At 63.8% G+C, this 24,512-nt stretch carries 26 protein-coding genes and 2 pseudogenes; 15 read left to right on the top strand and 13 right to left on the bottom strand.

Going from position 1 to position 24,512, the window contains the following annotated elements; all coding sequences use genetic code 11:
* Positions 1-10: 10 nt before the first annotated feature.
* Positions 11-577 (bottom strand): NAD(P)H nitroreductase, encoded by a 567-nt coding sequence (locus J4P02_RS08435; protein ID WP_426189122.1) that lies wholly within the window; start codon positions 575-577, stop codon positions 11-13.
* Between the two features lie 121 nt (positions 578-698).
* Here J4P02_RS08435 and J4P02_RS08430 point away from each other — a divergent pair, with 121 nt between their 5' ends.
* Complete coding sequence (locus J4P02_RS08430; protein WP_426189121.1) at positions 699-2,153, top strand: TrkH family potassium uptake protein; 1,455 nt, start codon at positions 699-701, stop codon at positions 2,151-2,153.
* Here the strand turns inward: J4P02_RS08430 and J4P02_RS08425 are convergent.
* Positions 2,110-3,171 carry an AraC family transcriptional regulator gene (locus J4P02_RS08425; RefSeq protein ID WP_426189120.1) on the bottom strand — a complete coding sequence of 354 codons (1,062 nt, stop codon included), beginning with the start codon at positions 3,169-3,171 and terminating at the stop codon, positions 2,110-2,112. The genes J4P02_RS08430 and J4P02_RS08425 overlap by 44 nt on opposite strands.
* Before the next feature lie 158 nt (positions 3,172-3,329).
* Between J4P02_RS08425 and J4P02_RS08420 the strand changes: the two genes are divergently transcribed.
* Both J4P02_RS08420 and J4P02_RS08415 read left to right on the top strand, forming a co-directional pair.
* Complete coding sequence (locus J4P02_RS08420; RefSeq protein WP_426189119.1) at positions 3,330-3,641, top strand: Mpo1-like protein; 312 nt, start codon at positions 3,330-3,332, stop codon at positions 3,639-3,641.
* Positions 3,642-3,718: 77 nt separating this feature from the next.
* On the top strand, positions 3,719-4,309 hold the full coding sequence (locus tag J4P02_RS08415; RefSeq protein WP_426189118.1) for an HD domain-containing protein: 591 nt from the start codon (positions 3,719-3,721) through the stop codon (positions 4,307-4,309).
* Between the two features lie 10 nt (positions 4,310-4,319).
* Here the strand turns inward: J4P02_RS08415 and J4P02_RS08410 are convergent, their stop codons facing one another.
* On the bottom strand, positions 4,320-5,141 hold the full coding sequence (locus J4P02_RS08410) for a UDP-2,3-diacylglucosamine diphosphatase (RefSeq protein WP_426189117.1): 822 nt from the start codon (positions 5,139-5,141) through the stop codon (positions 4,320-4,322).
* A gap of 132 nt (positions 5,142-5,273) precedes the next feature.
* Here J4P02_RS08410 and J4P02_RS08405 point away from each other — a divergent pair, with 132 nt between their 5' ends.
* The gene (locus J4P02_RS08405; protein WP_426189116.1) at positions 5,274-6,089 is read left to right on the top strand and encodes a helix-turn-helix domain-containing protein; all 816 of its coding nucleotides are present in this window, start codon (positions 5,274-5,276) and stop codon (positions 6,087-6,089) included.
* Between the two features lie 48 nt (positions 6,090-6,137).
* Entirely contained in the window at positions 6,138-7,031 is an 894-nt protein-coding gene (locus J4P02_RS08400; protein ID WP_426189115.1) for a DMT family transporter, read from the top strand.
* Here the strand turns inward: J4P02_RS08400 and J4P02_RS08395 are convergent.
* Positions 7,025-7,312, bottom strand: a complete 288-nt coding sequence (locus J4P02_RS08395) for a SelT/SelW/SelH family protein (RefSeq protein ID WP_426189114.1) — start codon at positions 7,310-7,312, stop codon at positions 7,025-7,027. The two genes, J4P02_RS08400 and J4P02_RS08395, sit on opposite strands and share 7 nt — an antisense overlap.
* A 70-nt stretch (positions 7,313-7,382) precedes the next feature.
* On the opposite strand from J4P02_RS08395, the pseudogene J4P02_RS08390 reads away from it, so the two are divergent.
* A pseudogene (locus J4P02_RS08390) lies at positions 7,383-9,567 on the top strand (patatin-like phospholipase family protein).
* A 98-nt stretch (positions 9,568-9,665) separates the two neighbouring features.
* Here the strand turns inward: J4P02_RS08390 and J4P02_RS08385 are convergent.
* A complete protein-coding gene (locus J4P02_RS08385; protein ID WP_426189113.1) occupies positions 9,666-10,100 on the bottom strand; it encodes a MarR family transcriptional regulator in 435 nt (144 codons plus the stop codon).
* A 119-nt stretch (positions 10,101-10,219) separates the two neighbouring features.
* Positions 10,220-12,346: a DNA helicase RecQ gene (gene recQ / locus J4P02_RS08380; protein ID WP_426189112.1), complete on the bottom strand. Its 2,127-nt coding sequence runs from the start codon at positions 12,344-12,346 to the stop codon at positions 10,220-10,222.
* 275 nt (positions 12,347-12,621) lie between these two features.
* On the opposite strand from recQ, the gene J4P02_RS08375 reads away from it, so the two are divergent.
* Complete coding sequence (locus J4P02_RS08375) at positions 12,622-13,209, top strand: UPF0149 family protein (protein WP_426189111.1); 588 nt, start codon at positions 12,622-12,624, stop codon at positions 13,207-13,209.
* A gap of 10 nt (positions 13,210-13,219) precedes the next feature.
* Positions 13,220-13,612, top strand: coding sequence for a YbaN family protein (locus tag J4P02_RS08370; RefSeq protein ID WP_426189110.1), 393 nt, complete (start codon positions 13,220-13,222; stop codon positions 13,610-13,612).
* A gap of 62 nt (positions 13,613-13,674) precedes the next feature.
* Here J4P02_RS08370 and J4P02_RS08365 read toward each other — a convergent pair whose 3' ends face one another.
* Both J4P02_RS08365 and J4P02_RS08360 read right to left on the bottom strand, forming a co-directional pair.
* Positions 13,675-14,280, bottom strand: coding sequence for a tRNA-uridine aminocarboxypropyltransferase (locus J4P02_RS08365; RefSeq protein WP_426189109.1), 606 nt, complete (start codon positions 14,278-14,280; stop codon positions 13,675-13,677).
* A gap of 9 nt (positions 14,281-14,289) precedes the next feature.
* Positions 14,290-15,183 (bottom strand): LysR family transcriptional regulator, encoded by an 894-nt coding sequence (locus tag J4P02_RS08360; protein ID WP_426189108.1) that lies wholly within the window; start codon positions 15,181-15,183, stop codon positions 14,290-14,292.
* Positions 15,184-15,541: 358 nt separating this feature from the next.
* Here J4P02_RS08360 and speB point away from each other — a divergent pair, with 358 nt between their 5' ends.
* The 5 genes and pseudogenes from speB to J4P02_RS08335 all read left to right on the top strand — a co-directional run bounded on the left by speB (position 15,542) and on the right by J4P02_RS08335 (position 19,061).
* The gene (speB, locus tag J4P02_RS08355) at positions 15,542-16,492 is read left to right on the top strand and encodes an agmatinase (protein ID WP_426189107.1); all 951 of its coding nucleotides are present in this window, start codon (positions 15,542-15,544) and stop codon (positions 16,490-16,492) included.
* Positions 16,493-16,501: 9 nt separating this feature from the next.
* A pseudogene (locus J4P02_RS08350) lies at positions 16,502-16,654 on the top strand (DUF4440 domain-containing protein); the annotation flags it as partial.
* Between the two features lie 176 nt (positions 16,655-16,830).
* Positions 16,831-18,219 carry a sodium:solute symporter gene (locus tag J4P02_RS08345; protein ID WP_426189106.1) on the top strand — a complete coding sequence of 463 codons (1,389 nt, stop codon included), beginning with the start codon at positions 16,831-16,833 and terminating at the stop codon, positions 18,217-18,219.
* Positions 18,220-18,517: 298 nt separating this feature from the next.
* Positions 18,518-18,775, top strand: coding sequence for an acyl carrier protein (locus J4P02_RS08340; protein ID WP_426189105.1), 258 nt, complete (start codon positions 18,518-18,520; stop codon positions 18,773-18,775).
* 28 nt (positions 18,776-18,803) lie between these two features.
* Positions 18,804-19,061: an acyl carrier protein gene (locus tag J4P02_RS08335; RefSeq protein WP_426189104.1), complete on the top strand. Its 258-nt coding sequence runs from the start codon at positions 18,804-18,806 to the stop codon at positions 19,059-19,061.
* A 91-nt stretch (positions 19,062-19,152) separates the two neighbouring features.
* On the opposite strand, the gene J4P02_RS08330 is transcribed toward J4P02_RS08335, so the two are convergent.
* Positions 19,153-19,281, bottom strand: coding sequence for a PA1414 family protein (locus J4P02_RS08330; RefSeq protein ID WP_011059908.1), 129 nt, complete (start codon positions 19,279-19,281; stop codon positions 19,153-19,155).
* Positions 19,282-19,414: 133 nt separating this feature from the next.
* Positions 19,415-20,293, bottom strand: a complete 879-nt coding sequence (ptrR, locus tag J4P02_RS08325; RefSeq protein ID WP_426189103.1) for a putrescine utilization regulator PtrR — start codon at positions 20,291-20,293, stop codon at positions 19,415-19,417.
* Between the two features lie 104 nt (positions 20,294-20,397).
* Here ptrR and J4P02_RS08320 point away from each other — a divergent pair, with 104 nt between their 5' ends.
* Positions 20,398-21,561, top strand: coding sequence for an MFS transporter (locus J4P02_RS08320; protein WP_426189102.1), 1,164 nt, complete (start codon positions 20,398-20,400; stop codon positions 21,559-21,561).
* On the opposite strand, the gene J4P02_RS08315 is transcribed toward J4P02_RS08320, so the two are convergent.
* The 3 genes from J4P02_RS08315 to J4P02_RS08305 all read right to left on the bottom strand — a co-directional run bounded on the left by J4P02_RS08315 (position 21,558) and on the right by J4P02_RS08305 (position 23,864).
* On the bottom strand, positions 21,558-22,481 hold the full coding sequence (locus J4P02_RS08315) for a DMT family transporter (RefSeq protein WP_426189101.1): 924 nt from the start codon (positions 22,479-22,481) through the stop codon (positions 21,558-21,560). The genes J4P02_RS08320 and J4P02_RS08315 overlap by 4 nt on opposite strands.
* Positions 22,482-22,575: 94 nt before the next feature.
* Positions 22,576-22,998 (bottom strand): DUF2177 family protein, encoded by a 423-nt coding sequence (locus tag J4P02_RS08310; RefSeq protein ID WP_426189100.1) that lies wholly within the window; start codon positions 22,996-22,998, stop codon positions 22,576-22,578.
* A gap of 29 nt (positions 22,999-23,027) precedes the next feature.
* Positions 23,028-23,864, bottom strand: a complete 837-nt coding sequence (locus J4P02_RS08305) for a CvfB family protein (protein WP_426189099.1) — start codon at positions 23,862-23,864, stop codon at positions 23,028-23,030.
* Between the two features lie 351 nt (positions 23,865-24,215).
* On the opposite strand from J4P02_RS08305, the gene J4P02_RS08300 reads away from it, so the two are divergent.
* Entirely contained in the window at positions 24,216-24,407 is a 192-nt protein-coding gene (locus J4P02_RS08300; RefSeq protein ID WP_426189098.1) for a hypothetical protein, read from the top strand.
* Positions 24,408-24,512 lie beyond the last annotated feature (105 nt).

Here is a 24,512-nt window from a genome sequence, read left to right as displayed (position 1 = left end):
GCAGGCCGGATCAGGCCAGGCCGTTCCAGGCGCTGACAAACTCGCGGGTGTCGACTTTCGCCGCCACTCGCGGCTCGTTCAATGGCGTGCCCAGGTACAGGAAGGCAATGATTTCCTCGTCGGCTTCCAGGCCCAGGCCCTTGGCCACATGGGCCGAATAGGACAGCTCGCCGGTACGCCAGACCGCGCCGATGCCCTGGGCATAGGCCGCCAGCAGAATACCGTGGGCGGCGCAGCCCGCCGCCAGCAACTGCTCGGACTTGGGCACCTTGAAGTGCTCCTGCAGGCGCGCCACCACCACGACCACCAGCGGTGCCCGCAGCGGCATGGCACGAGCCTTGTCCAGCGCCGCCTGGGTGATATCGCCGCCCTGCTGCTGTACCGCTTCCACCAGCAATTCGCCCAACTGTTCGCGCGCCGCGCCTTCGACGGTGAGGAACCGCCACGGCCGCAACTGACCATGATCCGGCGCACGCATCGCGGCGCTGAACAGCACCTCGCGCTGGGCGGCAGTGGGCGCGGGCTCCACCAGGCGCGGCACGGAAACACGGTTGAGCAAAGCGTCGAGAGCCTGCATTGGCCACCTCCTGAAAAAATGTCCGGCCATTCTAGCGGTATCTGCCGGCCGGGTGCCGGTTTACATGCCCTGCCCCGCAGGTAGAATGGGCGCCCTTCTCAACACAGCCCGAGCGGAACACATGGCGTTGCCGACCCTAAGGATCATTGGTTTCATCATCGGCATCTTCCTCATTACCCTGGCCATTGCCATGGTGGTGCCGATGGCGACCCTGGTGGTCTTCGAACGCACCGGCGACCTGCCCTCCTTCCTCTGGGCCAGCATGATCACCTTTATCGCCGGGCTGGCCCTGGTGATTCCCGGACGCCCCGAGCATATTCACCTGCGCCCCCGGGACATGTACCTGCTGACGGTATCCAGCTGGGTGGTGGTGTGCATCTTCGCCGCCCTGCCGTTCCTTTTGACCCAGCACATCAGCTACACCGACTCGTTCTTTGAAAGCATGTCCGGCATCACCGCCACCGGCTCCACGGTGCTCAGTGGCCTGGACAACATGTCCCCGGGCATCCTGATCTGGCGCTCACTGCTGCACTGGCTCGGGGGCATCGGCTTTATCGGCATGGCGGTGGCGATCCTGCCGCTGCTGCGCATCGGCGGCATGCGCCTGTTCCAGACCGAATCCTCGGACCGCTCGGAAAAGGTCATGCCGCGCTCGCACATGGTGGCGCGGCTGATCGTCGCCACTTACGTGGGCATCACCATCCTCGGCAGCCTGGGGTTCTGGTGGGCCGGCATGAATGTGTTCGACGCGATCAACCACGCCATGTCGGCGATTTCCACCGGCGGGTTCTCCACGTCCGACGAATCCCTGGCCCACTGGAAACAGCCGGCGGTGCACTGGGTAGCGGTGGTGGTGATGATTCTCGGCAGCCTGCCCTTCGCCCTGTATGTGGCCACCTTGCGCGGCAACCGCAAGGCGCTGATCAAGGACCAGCAGGTCCAGGGCTTGCTGGGCATGCTGCTGGTGACCTGGCTGGTGCTCGGCACCTGGTACTGGTGGACCACCGACCTGCACTGGCTCGATGCCCTGCGCCACGTGGCGCTGAACGTGACCTCGGTGGTCACCACCACCGGCTTCGCCCTGGGCGACTACAGCCTGTGGGGCAATTTCTCACTGATGCTGTTCTTCTACCTGGGCTTCGTCGGCGGCTGCTCCGGCTCCACCGCGGGCGGGATCAAGATCTTCCGCTTCCAGGTCGCCTACATTCTGCTCAAGGCCAACCTCAATCAGCTGATTCACCCAAGGGCGGTGATCAAGCAGAAGTACAACGGCCATCGCCTGGACGAAGAGATCGTGCGCTCGATCCTGACCTTCTCGTTCTTCTTCGCCATCACCATCTGCATGATCGCCCTGGCCCTGTCCTTGTTGGGCCTGGACTGGATGACCGCCCTGACCGGCGCCGCCAGTACCGTGTCCGGGGTCGGCCCGGGCCTGGGCGAGACCATTGGCCCGGCCGGCAACTTCTCCAGCTTGCCGGACGCCGCCAAGTGGATCCTGTCCCTGGGCATGCTCCTGGGGCGACTGGAGATCATCACGGTGTTCGTGTTGTGTATTCCGGCATTCTGGCGTCATTGACCGAGCCTGGCAGCGCCAGCAAGCGCGCCCGGTACTCGCCGGGGGTGACATCGAACCAGCGGCGGAAGGCGCGGAAGAAATTGCTCGGGTCGGCGAACCCCAGCAGGTAGGCAATCTCCAGCAAAGTCATGCGCGGCTGCGCCAGGTACTGCTCGGCCAGCTCGCGACGGGTGTCGTCGAGCAGGGTCTGGAAACTGGTGCCCTCCTCCTGCAAGCGACGCTGCAAGGTGCGCTGCGACAGGTGCAGGGTCTGCGCCACCACCTCACGCTTGGGCTCGCCCTGGGGCAGCAGGCGGCACAGCACCTGCCGCGCCTTGTGGGTCACCCGACTCTCGGAAAAGCGCGCCAGGTACTCCCCGGCAAAGCGATCATGCAGCAAGGCCATGGCTTCGTTGGCGGTCGGCAGCGGTGCCTCCATATCGGCCCGTTCGAAGATCAGCGCATCGAAGGGCGCGGCGAACACCAACGGCGCATGGAACATCTCCTTGTAGGGCTGCACATCCTCGGGCTGTGGCCCTTGCAGCAACACCTTGCGCGGCTGCAAGGCGCGCCCCGTGAGCCAGCCGCACAGGGCCAGGGCACAGGCCAGCGAGGCTTCGGCGCTTTGCCGGGTGGGCGGCAGATGATCGCCGTGCACCGTCAGAATCAGCGCATAACCTTCGGGTAGCAGGCGGAAACTCAGGTCGGCGCTTTCGGCGATGATCCGCTGATAACGCACCAGGCGGTGAAAGCCCTCGGCCAGGGTGCGGCTCGACATCAGCGCATAGCCGGCCACATGAAAGGAGGCCGGACGTACCACCTTGCCCATGTTCAGGCCGATCGCCGGGTTGCCGGACAACTCCACCGCGCGCTGCCAGAGCCGGGTCATGGAGTCTTGCGGGAAGCGCGCATCGGGATCGTCCAGGGCGCCGTAGTCGAGCCCCAGTTGCTTGAACAGGGCCCGGCAGTCCAGGCCGTCCAGCTCCAGCGCCTTGACGATTCCCATGGTCCAGCTTGCGGAAGTGGTTCGTTCGCTCATGAGGGTGTCTTACATGATGAGCCGCATGCTACGGCCAATTTCCCAAGGATACTAAAGTGGCGCCCATTGTCACTGGCCGGCAACGCCTGTGACTCTAGACTCAAATAAGCTCCCGCAGAACATCCGCCCGCACAACAACAAACACAGAGACCGCGGCCATGGAAAACACCCGACAGTTCGACAGCTTCGCCCAGTTCTACCCCTACTACTTGAGCGAACACAGCGACAGCACCTGCCGCCGCCTGCACTTTATCGGCACCAGCCTGGTGATCTTCCTCCTCGCCCTCGCCATCGGCAAAGGGGCCTGGCTGTTGCTCCTGGCGCTGCCGCTGGCCGGCTACGGCTTTGCCTGGGTCGGGCATTTCTTCTTCGAGAAAAACCGCCCCGCGACCTTCCAGCATCCGCTGTACAGCCTGCTGGGGGACTTCGTCATGTACCGCGACATGATCCTCGGCAAGGTGCCGTTCTAGCGCCAACCTGGCACAGGCCGACCCGGGCCGGCGCCAGAACGCCAAGTCGCCGCTCGATAACCACCAGAGACTAGCCGATGAGTGCTCATGCGCGTTTCACCCATATGCAGGACGGCACCCAGGAAGACTGGAGGATCATCGCCGCCGACTTCAGCGCCTACGCCCGACAGCTACCGGCCCGTATCCTGGCCCACCTGCAATTGCTCGACGGCGATTTCGGCGGCTTCCCGGTGGACCGCCTGAGCCACTCGCTGCAGACCGCCAGCCGCGCCTGGCACGATGGCCGTGATGAGGAGTACGTGGTCTGCGCCCTGCTCCACGATATTGGCGACACCCTGGGCTCCTACAACCACCCGGATATCGCCGTCGCCATACTCAAGCCCTTCGTCAGCCCGGAGAACCTGTGGATGGTGGAGAAGCACGGAATCTTCCAGGGCTACTACTTCTTCCATCACCTGGGCATGGACCGCCACCTGCGCGAGCAGTTTCGCGAGCACCCGCTGTACCAGCGCACCGCCGAGTTCTGCGCCAAGTACGACGCGGCGGCCTTTGACCCGGCCTACCAAAGCCTGCCCCTGAGTTTCTTCGAGCCAATGCTGCAGAGGCTGTTCGCCCAACCCAGGCAGTCGCTGTACAAGGCGGCCATGGACCAGGCCGGCCCGGCGTGAAAACCGGGGCTCAGGCCGGTTCCGCGACCTTCAGCCGCTCGGCCTTGAGCCGGGCTTCCCGAGCCTGGGCCTCGGCCAGGCGATAGAGTTCGATGCTGCCGTCCCAGTGCTCGATCAGCGCCGTGCAGGACTCCACCCAATCACCGCAATTGAGGTAGTCCACCTCGCCTACCTTGCGGATCTCGGCATGGTGAATATGCCCGCAGACCACCCCATGCAGCCCGCGCTTGACGCACTCATGGGCAATGGCCTCTTCGAAGTCGCTGATAAAGCTCACCGCGCTCTTGACCTTGTGCTTGAGATAGGCCGACAGCGACCAGTAGCCGTAGCCATAGCGCGCTCGCCAGTGGTTGAGCCAGCGATTGAGGGTCAGGGTGAATTCGTAGGCCGAATCCCCGAGGAACGCCAGCCAGCGGTGATAGCGGGTGATGACGTCGAACTGGTCGCCGTGGATCACCAGCAACTGGCGGCCGTCCGCGGTGACATGCACTGCCTCGTCCACCAGCTGGATATTGCCCAGGATCAGCTTGGAGTAACGCCTGAGGAACTCGTCATGATTGCCGGTGACGTAGATCACTTCGGTGCCGCGCTTGCTCATGGTCAGCAAGCGGCGAATCACATTGGTATGGGCCTGGGGCCAGTACATGCCGCCGCGCAGCTTCCAGCCATCGATGATGTCGCCCACCAGGTAGATGCGATCGGCGTGGTAACGCTTGAGAAACTGTGCCAGGTGCTCCGCCTGGCAATCCCGGGTACCCAGGTGCACATCAGAAATCCATAAGGTGCGTACCCGTTGCTTGCGGCTGGGCTTGGCGAGTTCGACATGGGTCATGGACGCTCTCCGGGATTTTTTGCGAGCTTGCGCCCCGGCGATTAATCACCCATGACAAAAATGCGGCAGTGCGATGACAAGGCCAAAGCCCCGACCGCCGGTGTAGACTGCCGACCTGCCAAGGAGATCGCGATGGGATCCATCCTCAGCCTGCGCCACTACAGCCACGATCAGATCGCCCACAGCCACGAACACCCGCAACTGGTGTTCGGCCTTTCCGGCCGACTGGACTTCGAGGTCGAGGGCCACGGCGACCAGGTGCAACAGCAAAGCCTGATGGTGGTGCCGTCCGGCGCCCGGCATATCTGCGGCAGCCCGCAAGGCAGTCGCTGCCTGGTGCTGGATGTGCCGGGGGAACACTGGCTCCGCGAGTCCCTGGGAGAACACGCCGAAGCCAGCCGGCGCCTGCTCGACCAACCCGGGCGCCTGACCCTTGGCAGCCAGCAGAGCCGCCTGGTGGACTGGCTCGCCAACAGCCCGGTGGACGACCCGTTGATTGCCGAGCAAGGCGCGGTGCTGCTGCTCGCCAGCCTCAACCACAAGGCCGGCGAACCGTTCGCAGAGCGACGCCTGCCCTATGCCGCGCTGAACGCGCATATCGAACGGCATGCCGCGCACCCGCTGCAAGTGGCCGACCTAGCGCGGATCGCCGGCCTTTCCAGTGCGCACCTGCATGCACGCTTTATCGCCGAATGCGCCACCACCCCCATGGACTATGTACGCCGCCGGCGCCTGCACATGGCCCTGGAACTGCTGCGTGGAACAACGCTGGCGGTGGGCGAGATCGCCAGTCGCGTTGGCTACAGCTCGCAAAGCGCCTTCGCCGCGGCGGCTCTCAGGGAGTTCGGCCAGTCGCCGCGCCAGTTGCGCCAGGGCGCGCAGGCTAATCTCTCGACAAAAAAACCTAGGATCGCGACAGACGCACGTCCAGCCCCACTCGTAGACTGAGCCTGCTGCCATTCAAGGTCGGCCTGTCTTGTGTTCTTAAGGATAAAGATGACTCCGCGTACTGCCCTGGGCGCCCTGCATATCGGCGCCCTGATGTTCGGCCTGACCGGCGTGTTCGGTAAACTGGCCGCCGCCTCGCCCGCCGTGATCGTGTTCGGCCGCGCCGCCTTTGCCGTGCTCGCCCTGGGCTGCTTCGCCCGCCTGGCGAGCAATACCCCCTGGCAACGACTGGCCGCCGTTGACTGGCGCCGCCTGCTCCTCAGCGGCCTGCTGCTGGCCGGGCACTGGGTGAGTTTCTTCGTGGCGGTGAAGGTGGCCGGAGTGGCCATCGCGACCCTGGGTTTCGCCAGCTTTCCGGCCTTCACGGTGATACTTGAAGGGCTGGTCTTCCGCGAGCGCATCCGCGCCAACGAGATACTCCTGGTGGCCCTGGTGAGTGTCGGGCTGGTGCTGGTCACCCCGGATTTCGACCTGGCCAGCCAAGCCACCAGCGGCCTGCTCTGGGCGGTGGCCTCGGGGCTGCTGTTCGCCTTGCTATCGCTGAACAACCGCGCCAGCTCCGGGCGGATTCCCGCGGTGCAGGCGGCGCTTTGCCAGAACGTGGTGGTGGCCCTGTGTCTGTTGCCGGTGGCCGCGCCTGAACTGAGTCAAGTGCGCGCCATGGACTGGCTGTGGATCAGCCTGCTGGGGATCTTCTGCACCGGCCTGGCCCATAGCCTGTTCGTCGCCAGCCTGGCGGTGATCAAGGCGCGCACTGCGGCGGTGGTGTTCGCCCTGGAACCGGTCTACGGGATTAGCGTGGCCTGGCTGCTGTTCGGCGAGACCCCGACCCTGCGCATGCTGCTGGGCGGGGCCTTGATCATCGTCGCTATCCTGGTGTCGAGCCGCGCCGCGGCCAGCTCAGGCAGCAAGACCGCCAAGGTGCAGGCCGGCTCTCACTGACTGCGATCGTTGTGGCCCAGGTCCCGCGCGGGGTCGATCTGGTCGCGCAGCCGCTGCTTGAGCACCTTGGCCTCGGGGAAGCCCCCATCGGCCTTGCGCTCCCAGATCTGCACGCCGTTGCAGGTGATGCGGAAGGTGCCACCGCTGGCAGGCTCCAGGGAGACCTTGCCCAGGTCGTCGCTGAAGGTGCTCAACAGCTCCTGGGCCAGCCAGGCCGCCCGCAGCAGCCATTGGCACTGGGTGCAGTAGGTGATGATCACTTCGGGTTTGGGTTCAGTCATGAAGGGCCGGCTCGTGAGTTGAAAGGCGTCGCTATAATAGCCGGCTTTGTCGCCCGTCCCGAGAGCCATGATGCGCCGCTTGTTGTCCTGCCTGTTGCTTTGCCTGCTGCCCTTGATCGCGCAATCCAGCGAAGCCCCGCGACCGAAGATCGGCCTGGTGCTGTCGGGCGGTGCGGCCCGTGGCCTGGCCCATATTGGCGTGCTCAAGGCCCTGGAGGAGCAAGGCATTCGCATCGATGCCATCGCCGGCACCAGCATGGGCGCGGTGATCGGCGGGCTCTATGCCTCGGGCTACCAGATCGACGAGCTGGAAAAGCTGGCCCTGGGCATCGACTGGAAACAGGCCCTGTCCGATGCCCCGCCCCGGGAAGACCTGCCCTTCCGGCGCAAGCAGGACGACCGTGATTTCCTGGTGAAACAGAAACTCAGCTTCCGCGACGATGGCAGCCTGGGCCTGCCCCTGGGGGTGATCCAGGGGCAGAACCTGGCACTGCTCTTGGAAAGCAAACTGGCCCACGCCAGCGACACCCGGGACTTCGACAAGCTGCCGATTCCCTTTCGCGCCGTGGCCACCGATATCGCCAGTGGCGAAAAGGTGGTGTTCCGCAAGGGCCACCTGCCCCAGGTGATTCGCGCCAGCATGTCGATTCCGGCGGTGTTCGCACCAGTGGAGCTCGATGGCCGGCTGCTGGTGGACGGCGGCATGACCGACAACATTCCCCTCGATGTGGCCCGGGACATGGGGGTGGACATCGCCATCGTGGTGGACATCGGCACGCCGCTGCGCTCGCGCAAGCAACTCAATACCGTGGTGGACGTGCTCACCCAGTCCATCACCTTGATGACTCGGCGCAATTCCGAACAGCAACTGGCAACGCTGCACAAGGACGACGTGTTGATCCAACCGGCGCTGTCGAGCTTCGGCGTCACCGATTTCGGCCGCGCCCAGGAGATGATCGATGCCGGCTACCGGGCCACCCGCATCCTCGATGCGCGCCTGGCACGCCTGCGTCCGGCCCCTGGACGCCGAGCTGCGCGCCGCGCGCCAGCCCAGCCAGCGCACGCCAATCATCAATGCGATCAAGGTGGAGAACGACTCCAAGGTCAGTGACGAGGTGATCCGCTACTACATCCGCCAGCGTATCGGCGAGCCCCTGGGCCTGGGCCGCCTGGAAACCGATATGGGCACCCTGTACGGCCTGGATTTCTTCGAGCAGGTGCAATACCGGGTGAGTCACAAGGGTGCCGAGCACACCCTGGTGATCAGCGCTCGGGGCAAGCGCAGCGGCACCGACTATTTACGCCTGGGCCTGAACCTGTCCGATGACATGCGTGGCGGCAGCGCCTTCAATATCGGCGCCAGCTATCGCATGAATGGCATCAACAGCCTGGGCGCGGAGTGGCTGACCCGGGCCCAGATCGGCGACCAGCAGGAACTCTACAGCGAGTTCTACCAGCCGCTGGACGCTGGCTCACGCTACTTCGTCGCACCGTTTGTGGCGGTCGAGGCACAGAATGTCGAGGCAGTGCTGGACAACGACCCGATCGCCGAATACCGCCTGGAGCGCTATGGCCTGGGCCTCAACCTGGGGCGGCAGATCGGCAACAGCGGCGAGGTGCGTTTCGGCGTCGGTGAAGCCTGGGGCAAGGCGGATGTGCGTATCGGCGATCGTCGGCTGCCCAACGAGCACTTCAACGAGGGCTACTACCAGCTGCAGTACTCCTTCGACTCCCTGGACAGCGTGTACTACCCCCATTCCGGCGAAGACATCGGCCTGACCTTGCGCCAGTTCGAACCCAGCCTGGGTTCGGACAATCGTTACCGACAGTGGGAGTTCAAGCTGGACAAGGCCCTGAGTAGCGGGCCCAACACCTTTATCCTGGGCGGTCGCTATGGCCGCACCCTGGAACGTGCCGATGTGGTGACGTCCAGCTTCCTCCTGGGTGGCTCGCAGCAGCTGTCGGGGTTCCGCCAGGACGCGCTGTCCGGGCAGAACCTCAGCCTGGCCCGCGCCGTGTATTTCCGCCGGCTGACGCCGCGTTCCTACCTGCCACTGGATTTCCCGCTGTACCTGGGCGGTTCGCTGGAACGCGGGCGGGTGTGGAACAACGACAACGACTTCGACAGCGGCTATATCAATGCCGCGAGTATCTTCCTCGGCTTCGACACCCCATTGGGGCCACTGAACTTCAGCTACGGCTTCAATGACGACAACCAGAAAGCCCTGTCGCTGAACCTGGGCCAGAGCTTCTGACAGACGTGCGCAAGCAGCCCCGGTCAAGGTGATCGACAGGGCTTCAGGGAGGCGGAAATACGGGGCAAACTGGGGTCAGGCAACCCCGGCTTAAGGCTTCAGGACTTTTCCAGGTTGGCCAGGATGCGCCCATGGACACGCATGCAGACCCGCATGTCTTCTTCGTCGACACCAATGAACAGCTCATGGCGCAAGGCGTTGGCGATGGTTTCGATCTGGTCGATCAGTGGCCGGGCGGAGGCGCAAAGCACAATCTTCTTCGCCCGCCGGTCTTCCACTACCGATTGGCGCTGAACCAGGCCCTGGGTTTCCAGGCTGTCCAGCAACCGGGCCAGGGTCGGCCCTTCGACACCGACGCTTTGCGCCAGCTCACGCTGGGTGGGCGCCTCTTCGAAACGAGCCAGGTGCAGCAGCACCAGCCAGCGAGCCTGGGACAGGCCGAGCCCGGCCAGGCGGCGGTCCAGTTCGGCACGCCAGCCGCGGGACATATGCGCCAGCTGCATACCAAAACGGTGTTCATCGGTTAACGGCATAAAGCACTCATGATCAGTCTGAAAATAAAGAAAAACTAATTATTAGTCAGCTAAGCATGACCCTTGCCCGGAGGCAAGGCCCGCAAGGGACTGAATCGTTACAACATTGTCGCAGGGGCTCAAACTTCGAACTCCGACTGCAACGCCGCGCGTACGCAATAAAGCACGCCCTCTGGCACCCTCCCGGCAAACACCTCGCTGACTTCAGCGACCGGCGGCAACTCGCCCTCGCCATCGAGGAAGGCATCCTGGATTTCCCCTAGCAAGTCCTCCGGCAGGTCCAGCGCCTGCTCCAGGGATAGCTGCTGCTTGCCGATGGCTTCAGCGAGCAAGGTATAGACGTTCTTTTCCGTGCACTGCAGTTGGCCGGCGATCTGCATCGGGGTCATCCCGGCGCGGGCCAGGGTGATCAGCTCGTGACGAAGGTCGGCGACCACCTTCGGTGCTTCGGCAGCGCCGCCCAGCACTTCGAGGAAGGCCGCGCCATAACGCTCCAGCTTGCGCGCACCGACACCGCTGACCTGAGCCATTTCGGCCATCGAACCGGGCTGGCTGCGGAGCATTTCGAGCAAGGTCGAGTCGGGGAAAATGACATAGGGCGGCACCCCATGCTCCTCTGCCAGCTTGCGACGCAGCGCGCGCAATGCCTCCCACTGCTCGCGTTCCTCGCCACGCACCAGTTGGCTGGCTTGGCTGGTACTGCCCTTGGGTGTGCTTTGCGGTTTCAGGTCGCGGCGCAGTTCAAGGCTCACTTCGCCCTTGAGCAGCGGCCGGCAACTGTCGCTCAGGCGCAGCCCGCCGTAGCCTTCCAGGTCGATATCAGCCAAACCGCGAGCCACCAACTGACGGAACAACGAACGCCACTCGCCTTCGCTGCGGGCCTTGCCAACGCCAAACACCGACAAGTGCTGATGACCGAAGCTGCGGACCTTCTCCGTATCCTTGCCCAGCAGTACATCCACCAGATGCCCGACGCCATAGCGCTGGCCGGTGCGATAGATCGCCGACAGGGCCTGGCGCGCCGGTTCGGTGGCGTCCCAGGTTTGCACGCCATCGACACAGTTGTCGCAATGGCCGCAGGGCTGCGGCATGTCTTCGTCGAAATAGGCCAGCAAGGTCTGGCGCCGGCAGCGGGTTTCCTCGCACAGCGCCAGCATGGCGTCGAGCTTGTGCTGCTCCAGGCGCTTGTGGCGCTCGTCGCCTTCGGAGTTCTGCAGCATCTGCTTGAGCATCAGCACGTCCTGCAGGCCGTAGGCCATCCAGGCATCGGCCGGCAGGCCATCGCGACCGGCTCGCCCGGTTTCCTGGTAGTAGGCTTCCAGCGACTTGGGCAGATCCATGTGGGCCACGAAACGCACGTTGGGTTTGTCGATGCCCATGCCGAAGGCGATGGTGGCGACCATGATCAGGCCTTCCTCGTTGAGGAAGCGCTTCTGGTTATGGGCCCTTGTCTCGCTGGGCAGGCCGGCGTGGTAAGGCAGCGCGGTAAAGCCCTGCTCGCAGAGAAAGGCAGCCACTTCATCGACCTTCTTGCGCGACAGGCAGTAGACGATCCCGGCATCGCTGCGCCGCTCGTTGAGGAAGGCCTGCAACTGCTTGCGCGGCTGCTCCTTGGGCACGATGCGGTAGAAGATGTTCGGCCGGTCGAAGCTGGAAAGAAAACGCTCGGCATCCTGCAAGTGCAGGCGATTGACTATCTCTTCGCGGGTGCGCTTGTCGGCGGTGGCGGTCAGGGCGATGCGCGGCACCTGGGGGAACATTTCCGCCAACTGCCCCAGTTGCAGGTACTCGGGACGAAAATCGTGGCCCCACTGGGACACACAGTGGGCCTCGTCGATGGCGAACAGGGCGATCTCCAGGCTCTGCAGGAAGGCCAGCATGCGCGGCTGTACCAGGCGTTCGGGGGCCAGGTAGAGCATCTTCACTTCGCCGCGGCGAATGCGTGCCGCCAGGTCGCGTTGCTGCTCGGCGCTCAGGGTCGAGTTCAGGGCCGCCGCCGCTACGCCGAGCTCCTCGAGGGTGGCCACCTGGTCGTCCATCAGCGCGATCAACGGCGACACCACCACCGCCAGGCCCTGGCGCAGCAGCGCCGGCACCTGGAAGCACAGCGACTTGCCGCCGCCGGTGGGCATCAGCACCAAGGCGTCGCCACCGCTGGCCACGCGCTCAATGATCGCACCTTGGCGACCACGGAAACTGTCGTAGCCGAAGATGTCCTTGAGGACGCGTTGAGCCTGTTCGAGCATGAAGAACTCCAAAAATCGCCGAAATCCCTGTTCGCAGACTGGCGCAAGCAGCGGTGTATTTCACCGAGTATTGCGTTAGCGGACTTGTCCGCCGCCATTGCCGGGCCTGCAGGGCATCACAAAACGCGCGAGTATACCCGAGCCCTACCCGGCACAGGGGGCCGACAACGGACCGCTGGTAACCTTTGGAAGCGCTCAAATCTGCGCCGTGGCTGGCCTGGGCGCTCAAGAAAGCCTAGAATTCAGCATCGTTTATTCCCCAAGGTAGCCCTTCAATGTCCTTCGCCGAGCAACTAACCCGCCTGCAAGTCTTCCTCGACGCAGATGATCTGCACGACGAGGCCCTGGACTACGTGGCCGCTCACGGCTACCTGACCGCACTGTCGATCTGCTCGGAGAGCGTTCCGGACCGTGAATGGATCGACGCGCTGTTCGCCGAAGAGCCGCACTACCGCGACGAAGCCGAGCGCGAGACCATCGAATCGACCCTGCTGGCCCTCAAGGCGCACATCGCCCGCCAGCTGGCTTCCGATGAAGAGTTCGAGCTGCCATGCGACCTCGACCTGGGTGAAGTGCCAGATGATTCCGACCTGCGCGGCTGGTGCATCGGTTTTATGGAAGGCGTGTTCCTGCGCGAAGAAGCCTGGTTCGAAACCGCCGAAGAAGAAGTCAGCGAGATGCTGCTGCCGATCATGGTGGGTTCCGGCCTGTTCGACGAACAGCCGGAGTTCTCCGACATCGCCAGCGATGCCAACCTGATGGACGACATGATCGTACAGATCCCCGAAGCCCTGACCGCGCTGTACCTGCTGTGCAACGCACCCGACGAAAAACCCGCGCTGCTCAAGCCTCGTCACCACTGAGTCGCGGCCTATGGCCAAGCCCATAGGCCAACGCCCCCTGCTGTTGCGTTACGTTCTGCTGGCCATCGGCTGGCTGAGCGTGGCGCTGGGGGTATTCGGCATCTTCCTTCCGGTATTGCCCACCACCCCTTTCCTGCTACTGGCCGCCGCCTGTTTTGCCCGCAGTTCGCCGCGCTTCTACCGCTGGCTGGTGCAGCACCCGCGCCTGGGCCCGTGGATTCGCGACTATCTGGACGGCAACGGCATTCCACTCAAGGGCAAGGTCTACGCCATCGGCCTGATGTGGCTGAGCATCAGCCTCTCCTGCTACCTGGTGCCCCTGCCCTGGGCCCGTGGTTTCATGCTGACCAGCGCGGTGCTGGTGACCTGCTATATCCTGCGGCAGAAAACCCTGCGCCCCTGAGACGCTGCATCGCCTGATGCAGTGCGCAAGCCATGCAGGCGTTTTCGCGGGCAAGCCCGCTCCTACAGGGAAGGATCGGTGCCGTGATTGCGTTGGTAGGTGTCTTCGCCCATCGCTGCGATCTGCCCTTCGATCAGGGCGTCGAAAGGCCGCAGCAGCGGCTCGAACGAGGCCGGTGCTTCCAGCACCTGCAAGGCTTGGACAATAGCTTCCAGCGTCGACAAGGCCCCAGGCCCCGGAGCCTTGCGCAGGCGGTAGCGCGAGGGCGTGGCAGCCGCCAGGCTCACCCGTGGCAAGGCCGCCAGCAGTGGATTGAGGTGCAGCATTTTGCGCGCCTTGCGCCAGGTGCCGTCGGGCACCACCAGTAGCAACGGCTGATCTGTCGGTGCGTAAGCCTGCAAGGGCTGGGCATCGTCCGCCGGGAACAGCAGGCGTGGCTGATAACCGGGACAGTCGAGCAACCTCGGCAGATCCTCGAACACCTCGCCTACCAGCAGTTGGGCATTGCTCAGCCCCAATGCCGCCAGCCGCGCGGTGTTCAACGCATGATTGACCTCGCTGGGGTGCTGCAACAGCAGCACTCGGGTGCGACTGGGCAGGTGCGGAATCAGCGGGCACAGGCAATGGCCGGTGGGGCGCAGGCAACGGGCACAGCGTGCTCGGGACATGGGAATTCCTTATGGCTGGTTGAGCTGCGCCTTGAGCAGATCGCGGAAAGTCTGGATCAGCGGTTCACGGCCGCGCCCCCGACGCATGATCATCGAGAACGGCGCCTGGTAGCCGAAGGTCGCCGGCAGCAGCACGCGCAAATCGCCCTTGTCGGCCCAGGCCTGGGCGTAGTGCTCCGGCAGGTAGCCGATATAGGCGCCAGACAGCACCAGGATCAACTGCGCCTCCATGCTCTCCACCGTCGCCGCGCTGTGCTTGAAACCGTGCCGGGCCAGTTCGGCCTGGCTCCAGTAGCCGCGACCGACCATGCGCTGCTGGGTTATCACCTGCTCGGGAATGCGCCGCTCGCTGAACAGCGGATGGCGGTTGCTGCAATACAGCCAGTGCTGCTCGCGGTACAGCGGCATATACAGCAAGCCGCTCATGCGCGTGGAGAAGGCGCCGATGGCCAGGTCCAGGCGATTGTCCTGGACCCCCAGCTGCAACTCGTAGGGACTCATCACCGACAGGTGCAAATGCACCGCCGGATGCTCCTGGCTGTAGGCGCCAATGGCCTCGGCGAACGGCAGGGCCTTGTCGCTGACGGTGGAGTCGATCACCCCCAGGTTCAGGGTGCCGCGCAATTCGCCCTTGAGGGCCGCGGCGTACTGTTCGAAACCCTCCAGTTCGCCCAGCAGGCGCAGGGTTTCCTGGTGGAACAGCTCGCCCTTGCTGGTCAGGCTGAAACCGCCTCGCCCCCGGTGGCAGAGCACCAGGCCGAGGGACGACTCGAGTTGGCTCATGTAGGTGCTGATGGCCGAGGTGGAGAGATTGAGCTCGTGCTGGGCATTGGCGAACCCCTGATGGCGCACCACGCTGACGAAGATGCGCAATAGTTTCAGATCAGGTAAAGCGTTGGCCATGGCAGGCTCCGGTAACAGGCAAAACGACAACGTCCCTGTGACGAGGGCGCTGGCTCGCGCCGGGCGGCAAAGCAGCCCCGATAGCATCCGTGCACCTAATCAATCTGACCCGCCCCCCGGTTAACGGCGGCTGGGCCACCGAGCAGGAGCAAGCTCCTTTGCCACCCGGGCTATTGGGAGCAGCGCGGCAGTCTAGCCTGCCCTCGGCCATTAGTTTAGAAAATTCTGAACTAAGTATTTGTCCGCAGCGATTCTTTCCCTGCACGGCATTTCGCAGAATCACTGCCACTTGGTCGTGCGTGCCGGCCCCGCTGCGCCCTCGACCCCATAAATATAAAACAACGATGAGGCCCCTCCCGTGGACAAGAAACTCCATCAGCCACTGGGCGGCAACGAAATGCCGCGCTTCGGCGGCATCGCCACCATGATGCGTCTTCCCCATGTTCCCACTGCTGCCGGCCTGGACGCCGCCTTTGTCGGCGTGCCCCTGGATATCGGCACCTCGCTGCGCGCCGGCACCCGCTTCGGCCCGCGGGAAATCCGCGCCGAATCGGTGATGATCCGCCCCTACAACATGGCCACCGGCGCCGCGCCCTTCGACTCGCTGAATGTCGCCGATATCGGTGACGTGGCGATCAACACCTTCAACCTGCTGGACGCGGTGCGCATCATCGAGGAAGCCTACGACAGCATCCTCGAGCACCAGGTGATTCCCCTGACCCTGGGTGGCGACCACACCATCACCCTGCCGATCCTGCGGGCCATCCACAAGAAACACGGCAAGGTCGGGCTGGTGCACATCGATGCCCACGCCGACGTCAACGACCATATGTTCGGCGAGAAAATCGCCCACGGCACCACCTTCCGCCGCGCCGTGGAAGAAGGCCTGCTGGACTGCGACCGGGTGGTGCAGATTGGCCTGCGGGCCCAGGGCTACACCGCCGAAGACTTCAACTGGAGCCGCAAGCAGGGCTTCCGGGTGGTCCAGGCCGAAGAGTGCTGGCACCACTCCCTGGCGCCCCTGATGGCCGAAGTTCGCCAGAAAGTCGGCGATGGCCCGGTGTACCTGAGCTTCGATATCGACGGCATCGACCCGGCCTGGGCCCCAGGCACTGGCACCCCGGAAATCGGTGGGCTGACCACCATCCAGGCCATCGAGATCATCCGTGGCTGCCAGGGCCTGGACCTGGTGGGCTGCGACCTGGTGGAGGTTTCGCCGCCTTATGACACCACCGGCAACACCTCGCTGCTGGGCGCCAACCTGCTGTACGAAATGCTCTGCGTACTGCCCGGCGTGGCCCATCGCTGAGTCCCGGCCATGAGCGACCAGCTGAACGTCCTCAACGCCGCAGCCGAACGGGTCTCGGCCTTTGCCCGTAACGACCGCGAAGCCTACTTCGCGGCGTTCAGCGCCGAGGACGGTTTCGAGGTGCTGTCGTGCACCTCGAGCAACGCCGTCGTCAGCCTGCGCCAGGCCGCCTGACCCGCATGGCAGCCGGCTGGCTGGCGAATGAGCCCTAAGGAACCTGAGGACGCTTCGCTGGCAAGCCAGCGCCTACGGGTTCCGGCATGACCCAACCGCCTGTATCCGCGACCACCCGCATAAGCGGGTAACAACAATAACAATCTGCTTGTGAGGAACTGAACATGGGCTTGGATATTCTCGTAGTACTGATCTATGCCGCCGGCATGATCACCCTGGGCTGGTACGGCATGCGCCGAGCCAAGACCCGTGACGACTATCTGGTGGCCGGCCGCAACCTCGGGCCCGGCTTTTACCTGGGCACCATGGCCGCCACCGTACTGGGCGGCGCCTCGACCATCGGCACCGTGCGCCTGGGTTACGTGCACGGCATTTCCGGCTTCTGGCTGTGCGGCGCCATCGGCCTGGGCATCGTCGGCCTCAGCCTGTTCCTGGCCAAGCCCCTGCTGAAGCTGAAGATCTACACCGTGACCCAGGTGCTGGAGCGCCGCTACAACCCGGCGGCACGCCATGCCAGCGGCCTGATCATGCTGGTGTACGCGCTGATGATCGGCGCCACATCGACCATCGCCATCGGCACCGTGATGCAGGTGCTGTTCGGCTTGCCATTCTGGGTCTCGATCCTGGTGGGCGGCGGCGTGGTGGTGCTGTACTCCACCATTGGCGGCATGTGGTCGCTGACCCTGACCGATATCGTGCAGTTCCTGATCATGACCGTGGGCCTGGTGTTCCTGCTGATGCCCCTGTCGATCGTCGACGCCGGCGGCTGGGACACCCTGGTGGCCAAGCTGCCGGCCAGTTATTTCGACTTCACCGCCATCGGCTGGGACACCATCCTCACCTACTTCCTGATCTACTTCTTCGGCATCTTCATCGGCCAGGACATCTGGCAGCGGGTGTTCACCGCTCGTAGCGAAAAGGTGGCCAAGGTCGCCGGTACCGCTGCCGGCATCTATTGCGTGCTCTACGGCCTGGCCGGCGCGCTGATCGGCATGGCCGCCAAGGTGGTGCTGCCAGACCTGGACAACGTCAACAACGCCTTCGCCAGCATCGTCGAGGCCAGCCTGCCCAACGGCATCCGCGGCCTGGTGATTGCCGCCGCCCTGGCGGCGCTGATGTCCACCGCCAGCGCCGGCCTGCTGGCGGCCTCCACCACCGTGACTCAGGACCTGCTACCGCGGCTGCGTGGTGGACGCACCAGCAGCAACAGCGACGTCCACGAAAACCGCATCGCCACCCTGCTGCTGGGCGTGGTGGTACTGGCTATCGCCCTGGTGGTCAGCGATGTGATCAGCGCCCTGACCCTGGCCTACAACCTGCTGGTGGGCGGCATGCTGATCCCGCTGATCGGTGCCATCTACTGGAAACGCGCTACCACCGCCGGCGCCATCACCAGCATGAGCCTGGGCTTTGTCACCGCGCTGTTCTTCATGTTCAAAGATGGCCTGGACGCCAACACCCCGATCTACTACAGCCTGGCCGTGGGCCTGGTGAGTTTCGTGCTGGTGAGCCTTATGTCCCGACGCACGGTGCCGGTGGCCAACGCGATCTGACCTGAAGCCAGGCACCTGAATCTTTTCTTCGGCGGGTGTGGCGTCGGTGGCCACACCCGTTTTTTTTGCCCAGTAAAAAGCCAAAGCGCCGGTTTACGTGGCCTGCAGGCCCATACAGAACAACCTTCAGAAGACGAACGGTGATCCCCATGAGAAAAAACCTGTGCTGTACTCTGACTCAGCGACGACTGTAACCACGACGTAACAGTACAAGGATCGCTGGCAGCCTCGCGGCACGCTATCGCCCCACCCTTGGACAGGGTCCTAGAACAAGAATCTTCCCTGCTCCGAGGTGCCTATGGACCGCTTCGATATCCAGCAAAGTATCTGCCATGCCATCGACGCACAGATGGCCGAGAAATGGCAGGTCTCCCCCAGCCAGGCCCATGCGGCCGATACCTACTCCCTGGACCTCCAGGCCCTGCTGCGCAGCCTGGAATACGAATTCCAGATCCGCCTTGACCTGGAACAGGCCCTGTACCGGATAGGCTCGATCAACGAGCTGAGCCTGGTCATCCTGGAAAAGACCCGCGCCAACGCCTGCCGCCCCGCATGACCTCCTGAGCACAGGAAGGAGGTACCCCATGACTCGGGCCGATGCTCGGCTGGTGCTGTACCCGCTGATCCGCCGCAGGCTGGAGGCAGGCGTCGAATTCGACGACAGCAGCCAACTGCAGGCACTGGGGTTGGAGCTGGATGATATCGAGGCTCTGCTCTGGCAGCTGGAAGACAGGTTCGACCTGCCCACCTCCACCCGCGCAACCAATCCGGCGCTCGAACAGCTGCAACGGGTCGCCGACCTGATCGAATGGTTGCAGGCCAAGTCCTGGCAAAATCGCTAGCGAAAGGGATACGCAGGGCTTGTAGCCCGGCATTGGGTGATGGGCCAAGGCAGGCGCGAGACGGAGTCTGCACTCCGCGCTCGCGTCGAGTTCAACGGCGGCGTTGCTGACGGCGCCGCAGCTCTTCGTCGGTAGGAATCGGCACCGGTTGCAGCGGTGGCTCGATCAGGCCCAGTGCGACACCAAGGTCGTGCAGCCAGCTTTGCAGTTTGTCTTTCATAGTGCCCCCTCAGGGTCGTGCCGAGCGGCGATACTGCGCCGCCTCAAGCAGATAATAGCCCGATCTTTTACGCTGCGCTGCTCCGCAATCGCAATGAACTGTTACTGGATTGAGGCGAATCGGCCAGGGTGAATCAGCCATGGGCGCGCAAGGCTTGCGTGCCCTGCTGCATTTCGATCCAGGCATTGAGATTGGCCCCCAGCATGCCCTTGCGCCACATCAGCCAAGTGGTGGCCCGGGCGAAGGGCTCGGCCAGCACATGCACCGCCACACTCTCGCGCCCCGGCAGGCTGTCGAGCATCGAGCGAGCCATCAGCGCCACGCCGGAACCAGCGATCACACAGGCCAGCATGCCCTGGTAGGACTCAATCTCCATGGCCCGGCCCATGGCGGCGTGATAGTGCGAAAACCAGGACTCCAGGCGCATGCGATAAGAACAGCCCTGGCGGAAGGTGAACACGGCACGGCCCTCCACATCCCGAGCGCTGCGGATCGGCGGATGGCCCAGTTCGCTGATCAGCACCAGGGTTTCGTCACACAGCGGCACACCATCCAGCCCCGCCAGTTGCAGTGGGCCATCCACCAGGGCCGCGTCCAGGCGCCCGCTGAGCAAGCCTTCGAGCAACTCGCCGCTGGGCCCGGACTGCACCTGCAGGTTCACCGCCGGGTAGCGGCGGTGATAGCGCGCCAGCAGCGCAGGCAACTGGATAGCTGCCGTGCTGTACATGGTGCCCAGAACGAAATCCCCCGCCGGCTCGCCGCCCTGCACCGCGGCCTGGGCCTCGTCATGCAGGGCGAACAGACGCCCGGCGTAATCCAGCAGCACCTTGCCTGCCGGCGACAGCTGCAGGCGCTGGCGCTCGCGCAGGAACAGCTCGACACCAAGCTGTTCTTCCAATTGCCTGAGCCGGGTCGACAGGTTCGACGGCACCCGGTGCAAGCGCTCAGCGGCTCGGGTTATGGAGCCTTCCTCGGCCACGGCCTGGAAGATACGCAACTGGCTGAACTCCATGACCCTCTCCAAAACTGAATAAGTTTCTCAATATTATTCATTTTTAAAGAAAGTCAATCACCCCTAGCCTGAGGCTCATTGTTCCCACCGATGGATGCCCGATCATGTCGCCCTTGCTACGCCTACTCGCCAGTTTCATTGCCCTGATGATGGCCATGGGTATTGGTCGCTTTGCCCTGACCCCACAACTGCCGCACCTGATCAACGAAGGTCAGGTCGACCTGACCGCCGCCGGGCTGATTGCCGCCGCCAACTACCTGGGCTACTTCATTGGCGCCCTGGACGCCATGTTCGCCCGCCGCCCAGCCCAGGTGCGGGCCCGCCTGCTGGGCGGGTTGTGGCTGTGCGTACTGCTGACCCTGGCCTCGTGCTGGGCCTGGGGTTTCTGGCCACACCTGCTGCTGCGCTTCGGCACCGGTGTGGCCAGCGCCTGGGTGCTGGTGATGATCACTGCCCTGAGCCAACCCCTGGCCCAGGCCGCGGGCCGCCCGCGCCTGGGCGCCCTGGTGTTCGCCGGCCCCGGCCTGGGAATCATGCTGACCGGCCTGCTGGCCCTGGGCTGCAACCTGCTGGGGCAAGGTTCGGCCGAGCTGTGGCTGCTGTACGCCGCAGTGGCCCTGCTGATGCTGCTGGTGATCTTGCCGATCCTGCCCCAGGCCTCGGCAACCCCGGGCAATGCCCCCCACAACCTCGCGCCCAGAGAGCAGAGCGTCGGCCGCCTGGGGCTGGTCTATGGCCTGTATGGCGTGGGTTACATCATCCCCGCGACCTTCCTCGCACAAATGGCCAACGCGCAGTTCCAGGGACAGTGGCAAGCCGATCTGTTCTGGCCCGGGTTCGGCCTGGCCGCCGCCGTCGGCGTGGCCCTGGCCAGCCTGCGCCGGCAGCGCCCGAATGGCAGCCGCCACTGGCTGATGGCAACCCTGTGGCTGCAAGCGATGGGCGTCTTCGCCTGCCTGCTGGGCAGTGGCCTGGGGCTGGTATTGGGAGTGTTGCTGTGCGGCACGCCATTCCTGGCCTGCATGCAACTGGTGATGCAGCGCTCGCGGGAACTGGCGCCGCACTCGGCGCAGCGCAATGCCGGGCTGCTCACCGCCTGCTTCGCCCTGGGCCAGTTGAGCGGCCCCTTGCTGGCCGCCCTGAGCAGCCACTTCAGCGGCAGCCTACAGCTGGCGCTGATGATCGCCGGAGCCGGCCTGTTGCTCAGCGGCGCGTTGCTCTGGCAACCACGCCCCCAAGCGCAGCGCTGCCCGGCACTTGAAGGCTAGAGCCAGCGACGGATCTGCCGCCGCAACCACTGCTCGGCGCTGACGAAGGTAATGCCCAGCAGCACCAGCACCGCGCCCATCACGAAGTTCAGGCTCAGGGGCTCGCCCAGCAGCAGCACGCCAAAGGTGACACCGAACATCGGCGTCATGAAGGAGAACACCGCCAGGTTCGCCGCCAGATAACGCCGCAGCAGCCAGAACCAGGTCAGGTAGCTGAAGAACGACACCACCAGGCCCTGGAACAGCACACTGGCCACGGCCACCGGGGTCAGGCGGACCTGGGTCACCTGGCCGCTGAGCACGGCAATCAGCAGCAGGCCGACGAAACCGACAATCAACTGATAGAACAGGGTCAGGGTCGCCGGCGCCTCCGACAGCCGCGAGGCACGCACCACCACAGTGGTCGCGCCCCAGGCCAGGCCCGCCAGCAAGCCCAGGGCATCGCCCAGCAGCATGCGCCGGTCGAGGTTGTCCAGGGAGATGCCGCCGGCGAAGGCAATGCTGATACCGATAAAGGCCAGCACGATGCCCAGCCACTGCAAACGCCGCAGGCGTTCGCTGGGCAGCAGCCAGTTGATGCCCAGGGCAGTGAAGATCGGCGCGGTATAGAGGAACACCGACATATGGGCAGCGCTGGTGAGCTTCAGGCCCTCGGCGATAAACAGGAACTCCAGGCCGAACAGCGCACCGGCCAGCAAGCCGCCACGCCAGGTGCTGGACAGCTGCGACCAGCCGCCTTTCCAGCACATCAGCAGGGCCACCAGCAGCGCCGAGATCCCGGAACGGGCCGCGGCCTGCATCACGGGGGCAATGTCCGCCGCGGCCCACTTGATCATCACCTGCTGCACGCCCCAGATCAGGCACAGCCCGAGCATCACCTGCAGGGCAAATCCATCGGCATTGCGCCGTTCGATGCTCACCGCACGCCCTCACATTGAATCAACCACATCACAATCACCCACTGAAAAAACCAGGCTCCGGGCAACCCCGAAACCATGCTGGCGGAACACGCGGTTACGGCCTAGGGCCGCTGCCCGAGGCCCAGCGATCTGCGCAATAGACGCCCAAAGCACAGGCCAGGGCACTGAGCAGCACGCCCCAGGCCAAATCCAGCAGCGCCAGGGAGGCCGACCAGGCCTGCAGGGTCGCCCAGTTGCTCAGGTCGTAGGTGCCGTAGGCCACCAGCCCGAGCAACGCGCCCAAGCGCCCGGCCCGTCGCCAGCCGCCCTGCTGCAAGGCCGGCCGCACGGCGAACAGCAGGCAACCCGAGAGATAGAGGAGATAGAACAGCGCCGCCGGCAACAACCGTGGCTGTTCCAGCAGCAGCGGCCCCAGTTGGGCCCGGTAGTGAGGGCCCATCATCAACCCCAGCCACAGGGCGTCGAGCAGCAGGAACGCCAGCAAGGTGGCGAACCCGGCAACCAGCATGGTTTTCATAAGCCTCGACCGCTGGTGGGAGTCGAGTTTCAGCTTAGTTCGATACGGTCCGCATGAATGACAATCTGGCCCTGCTTGTAGAGCGCGCCGATGGCCTTCTTGAAGTTGCCCTTGCTGACCCCGAACAAACGGCTGATCAAGGCCGGGTCGCTCTTGTCACTGACCGCCAGGGTGCCGTTGTTTTCCCGCAACTTGGCGAGGATCTTCGCATTCAGGCCACTGGCCGCCTGCTCCCCTACAGGTTGCAGGCTGAGGCTGATCTTGCCGTCGGCACGCACTTCCTTGATAAAGCCTTTCTCTTGCATGCCGGAACGCATGAACTTGAACACTTCGTTCTTGTGGATCAAGCCCCAGTGCTTGTTGTTGATGATCGCCTTGAAGCCCATATCGGTGGACTCGGCCACCAGCAAGTCAACTTCCTGACCCGCCTGGTAGTTGCCCGGAGTCTTGTCCAGGTAGCGATCCAGACGCGCTGTGGCAGTGATACGGCGAGTATGCTTGTCCAGGTAGACATGCACCACGCAGTAGTCGCCGGCATTCAACTGACGCTTTTCCTCGGAGTACGGCAGCAGCAGATCCTTGGGCAGGCCCCAATCCAGGAACACCCCGATACTGTTGACCTCGACCACTTTAAGACTGGCGAATTCGCCAACTTGAACTTTCGGCTTTTCGGTAGTTGCGATTAACTTGTCGGCACTGTCCAGGTAAACGAAGACATTCAGCCAGTCTTCATCTTCACTGGGAATATCCTTGGGAATATAACGATTGGGCAAAAGGATTTCGCCATCCGCTCCACCGTCCAGATACAAACCAAAGTTAGTGTGTTTAACCACTTGCAAACTGTTGTAGCGCCCGACTAAAGCCATTTCCAATACCCTCATTGCGTGGGCGGCATTCTACCTGTTTTCCACACGGGCGTAGGCGCTGCTAAGCGCACCGATTGGAAAAATCCGTGAAAGCCATTGATTTTTCTAGCTTTGCCTGCGGATTATCAGCCGTTCGTCCGGCAATCAAGGGCATCACGGCCTTGGCGCAAGCAGCCCCAAACCCGCCCGAGCCAGGGCAGGTCCTTATTTAAAACAGCCACTTAGGAACATCTCGACGAGATCAACTTAGGAAAAGAGCAAAGTCGCTACCCTATTGCAAAGAGCTGATTCAAGCAAAAAACAGTTATTTCTGTTAAGATACGCGGCCAGCTTAATTTCCCCAAAGGTTAAATGGCCACCATGCGCGTAAAAGCATCCAACAGCAGCAAGGCAAAACCAGCTCCCGCCGTTGAAACCAGCGAATCGATCAATGAACAGATCGCCGCATTCCTGAAGTCCGGCGGTGAAATCCAGCAAATTGCCAAAGGCGTCAGCGGCCAGACATTCGGCCCCTCCAAGCAGATCAGCCTCGGCAAGAAGTAACCCCCGCACGCTTTCCGGTCCCTTGGCGCTTTGCCTGCAAAGCGCCAGGACTGCTCTCCTCTCCCCCGCCAGAAATCGACCAGCGTCCTGCCTCCACAGGCATGG

It is taken from the genome of Pseudomonas sp. NFXW11 (assembly GCF_049887815.1).
Taxonomy (GTDB): Bacteria; Pseudomonadota; Gammaproteobacteria; order Pseudomonadales; family Pseudomonadaceae; genus Aquipseudomonas.
This window is presented reverse-complemented; position numbering and strand designations above follow the sequence as displayed.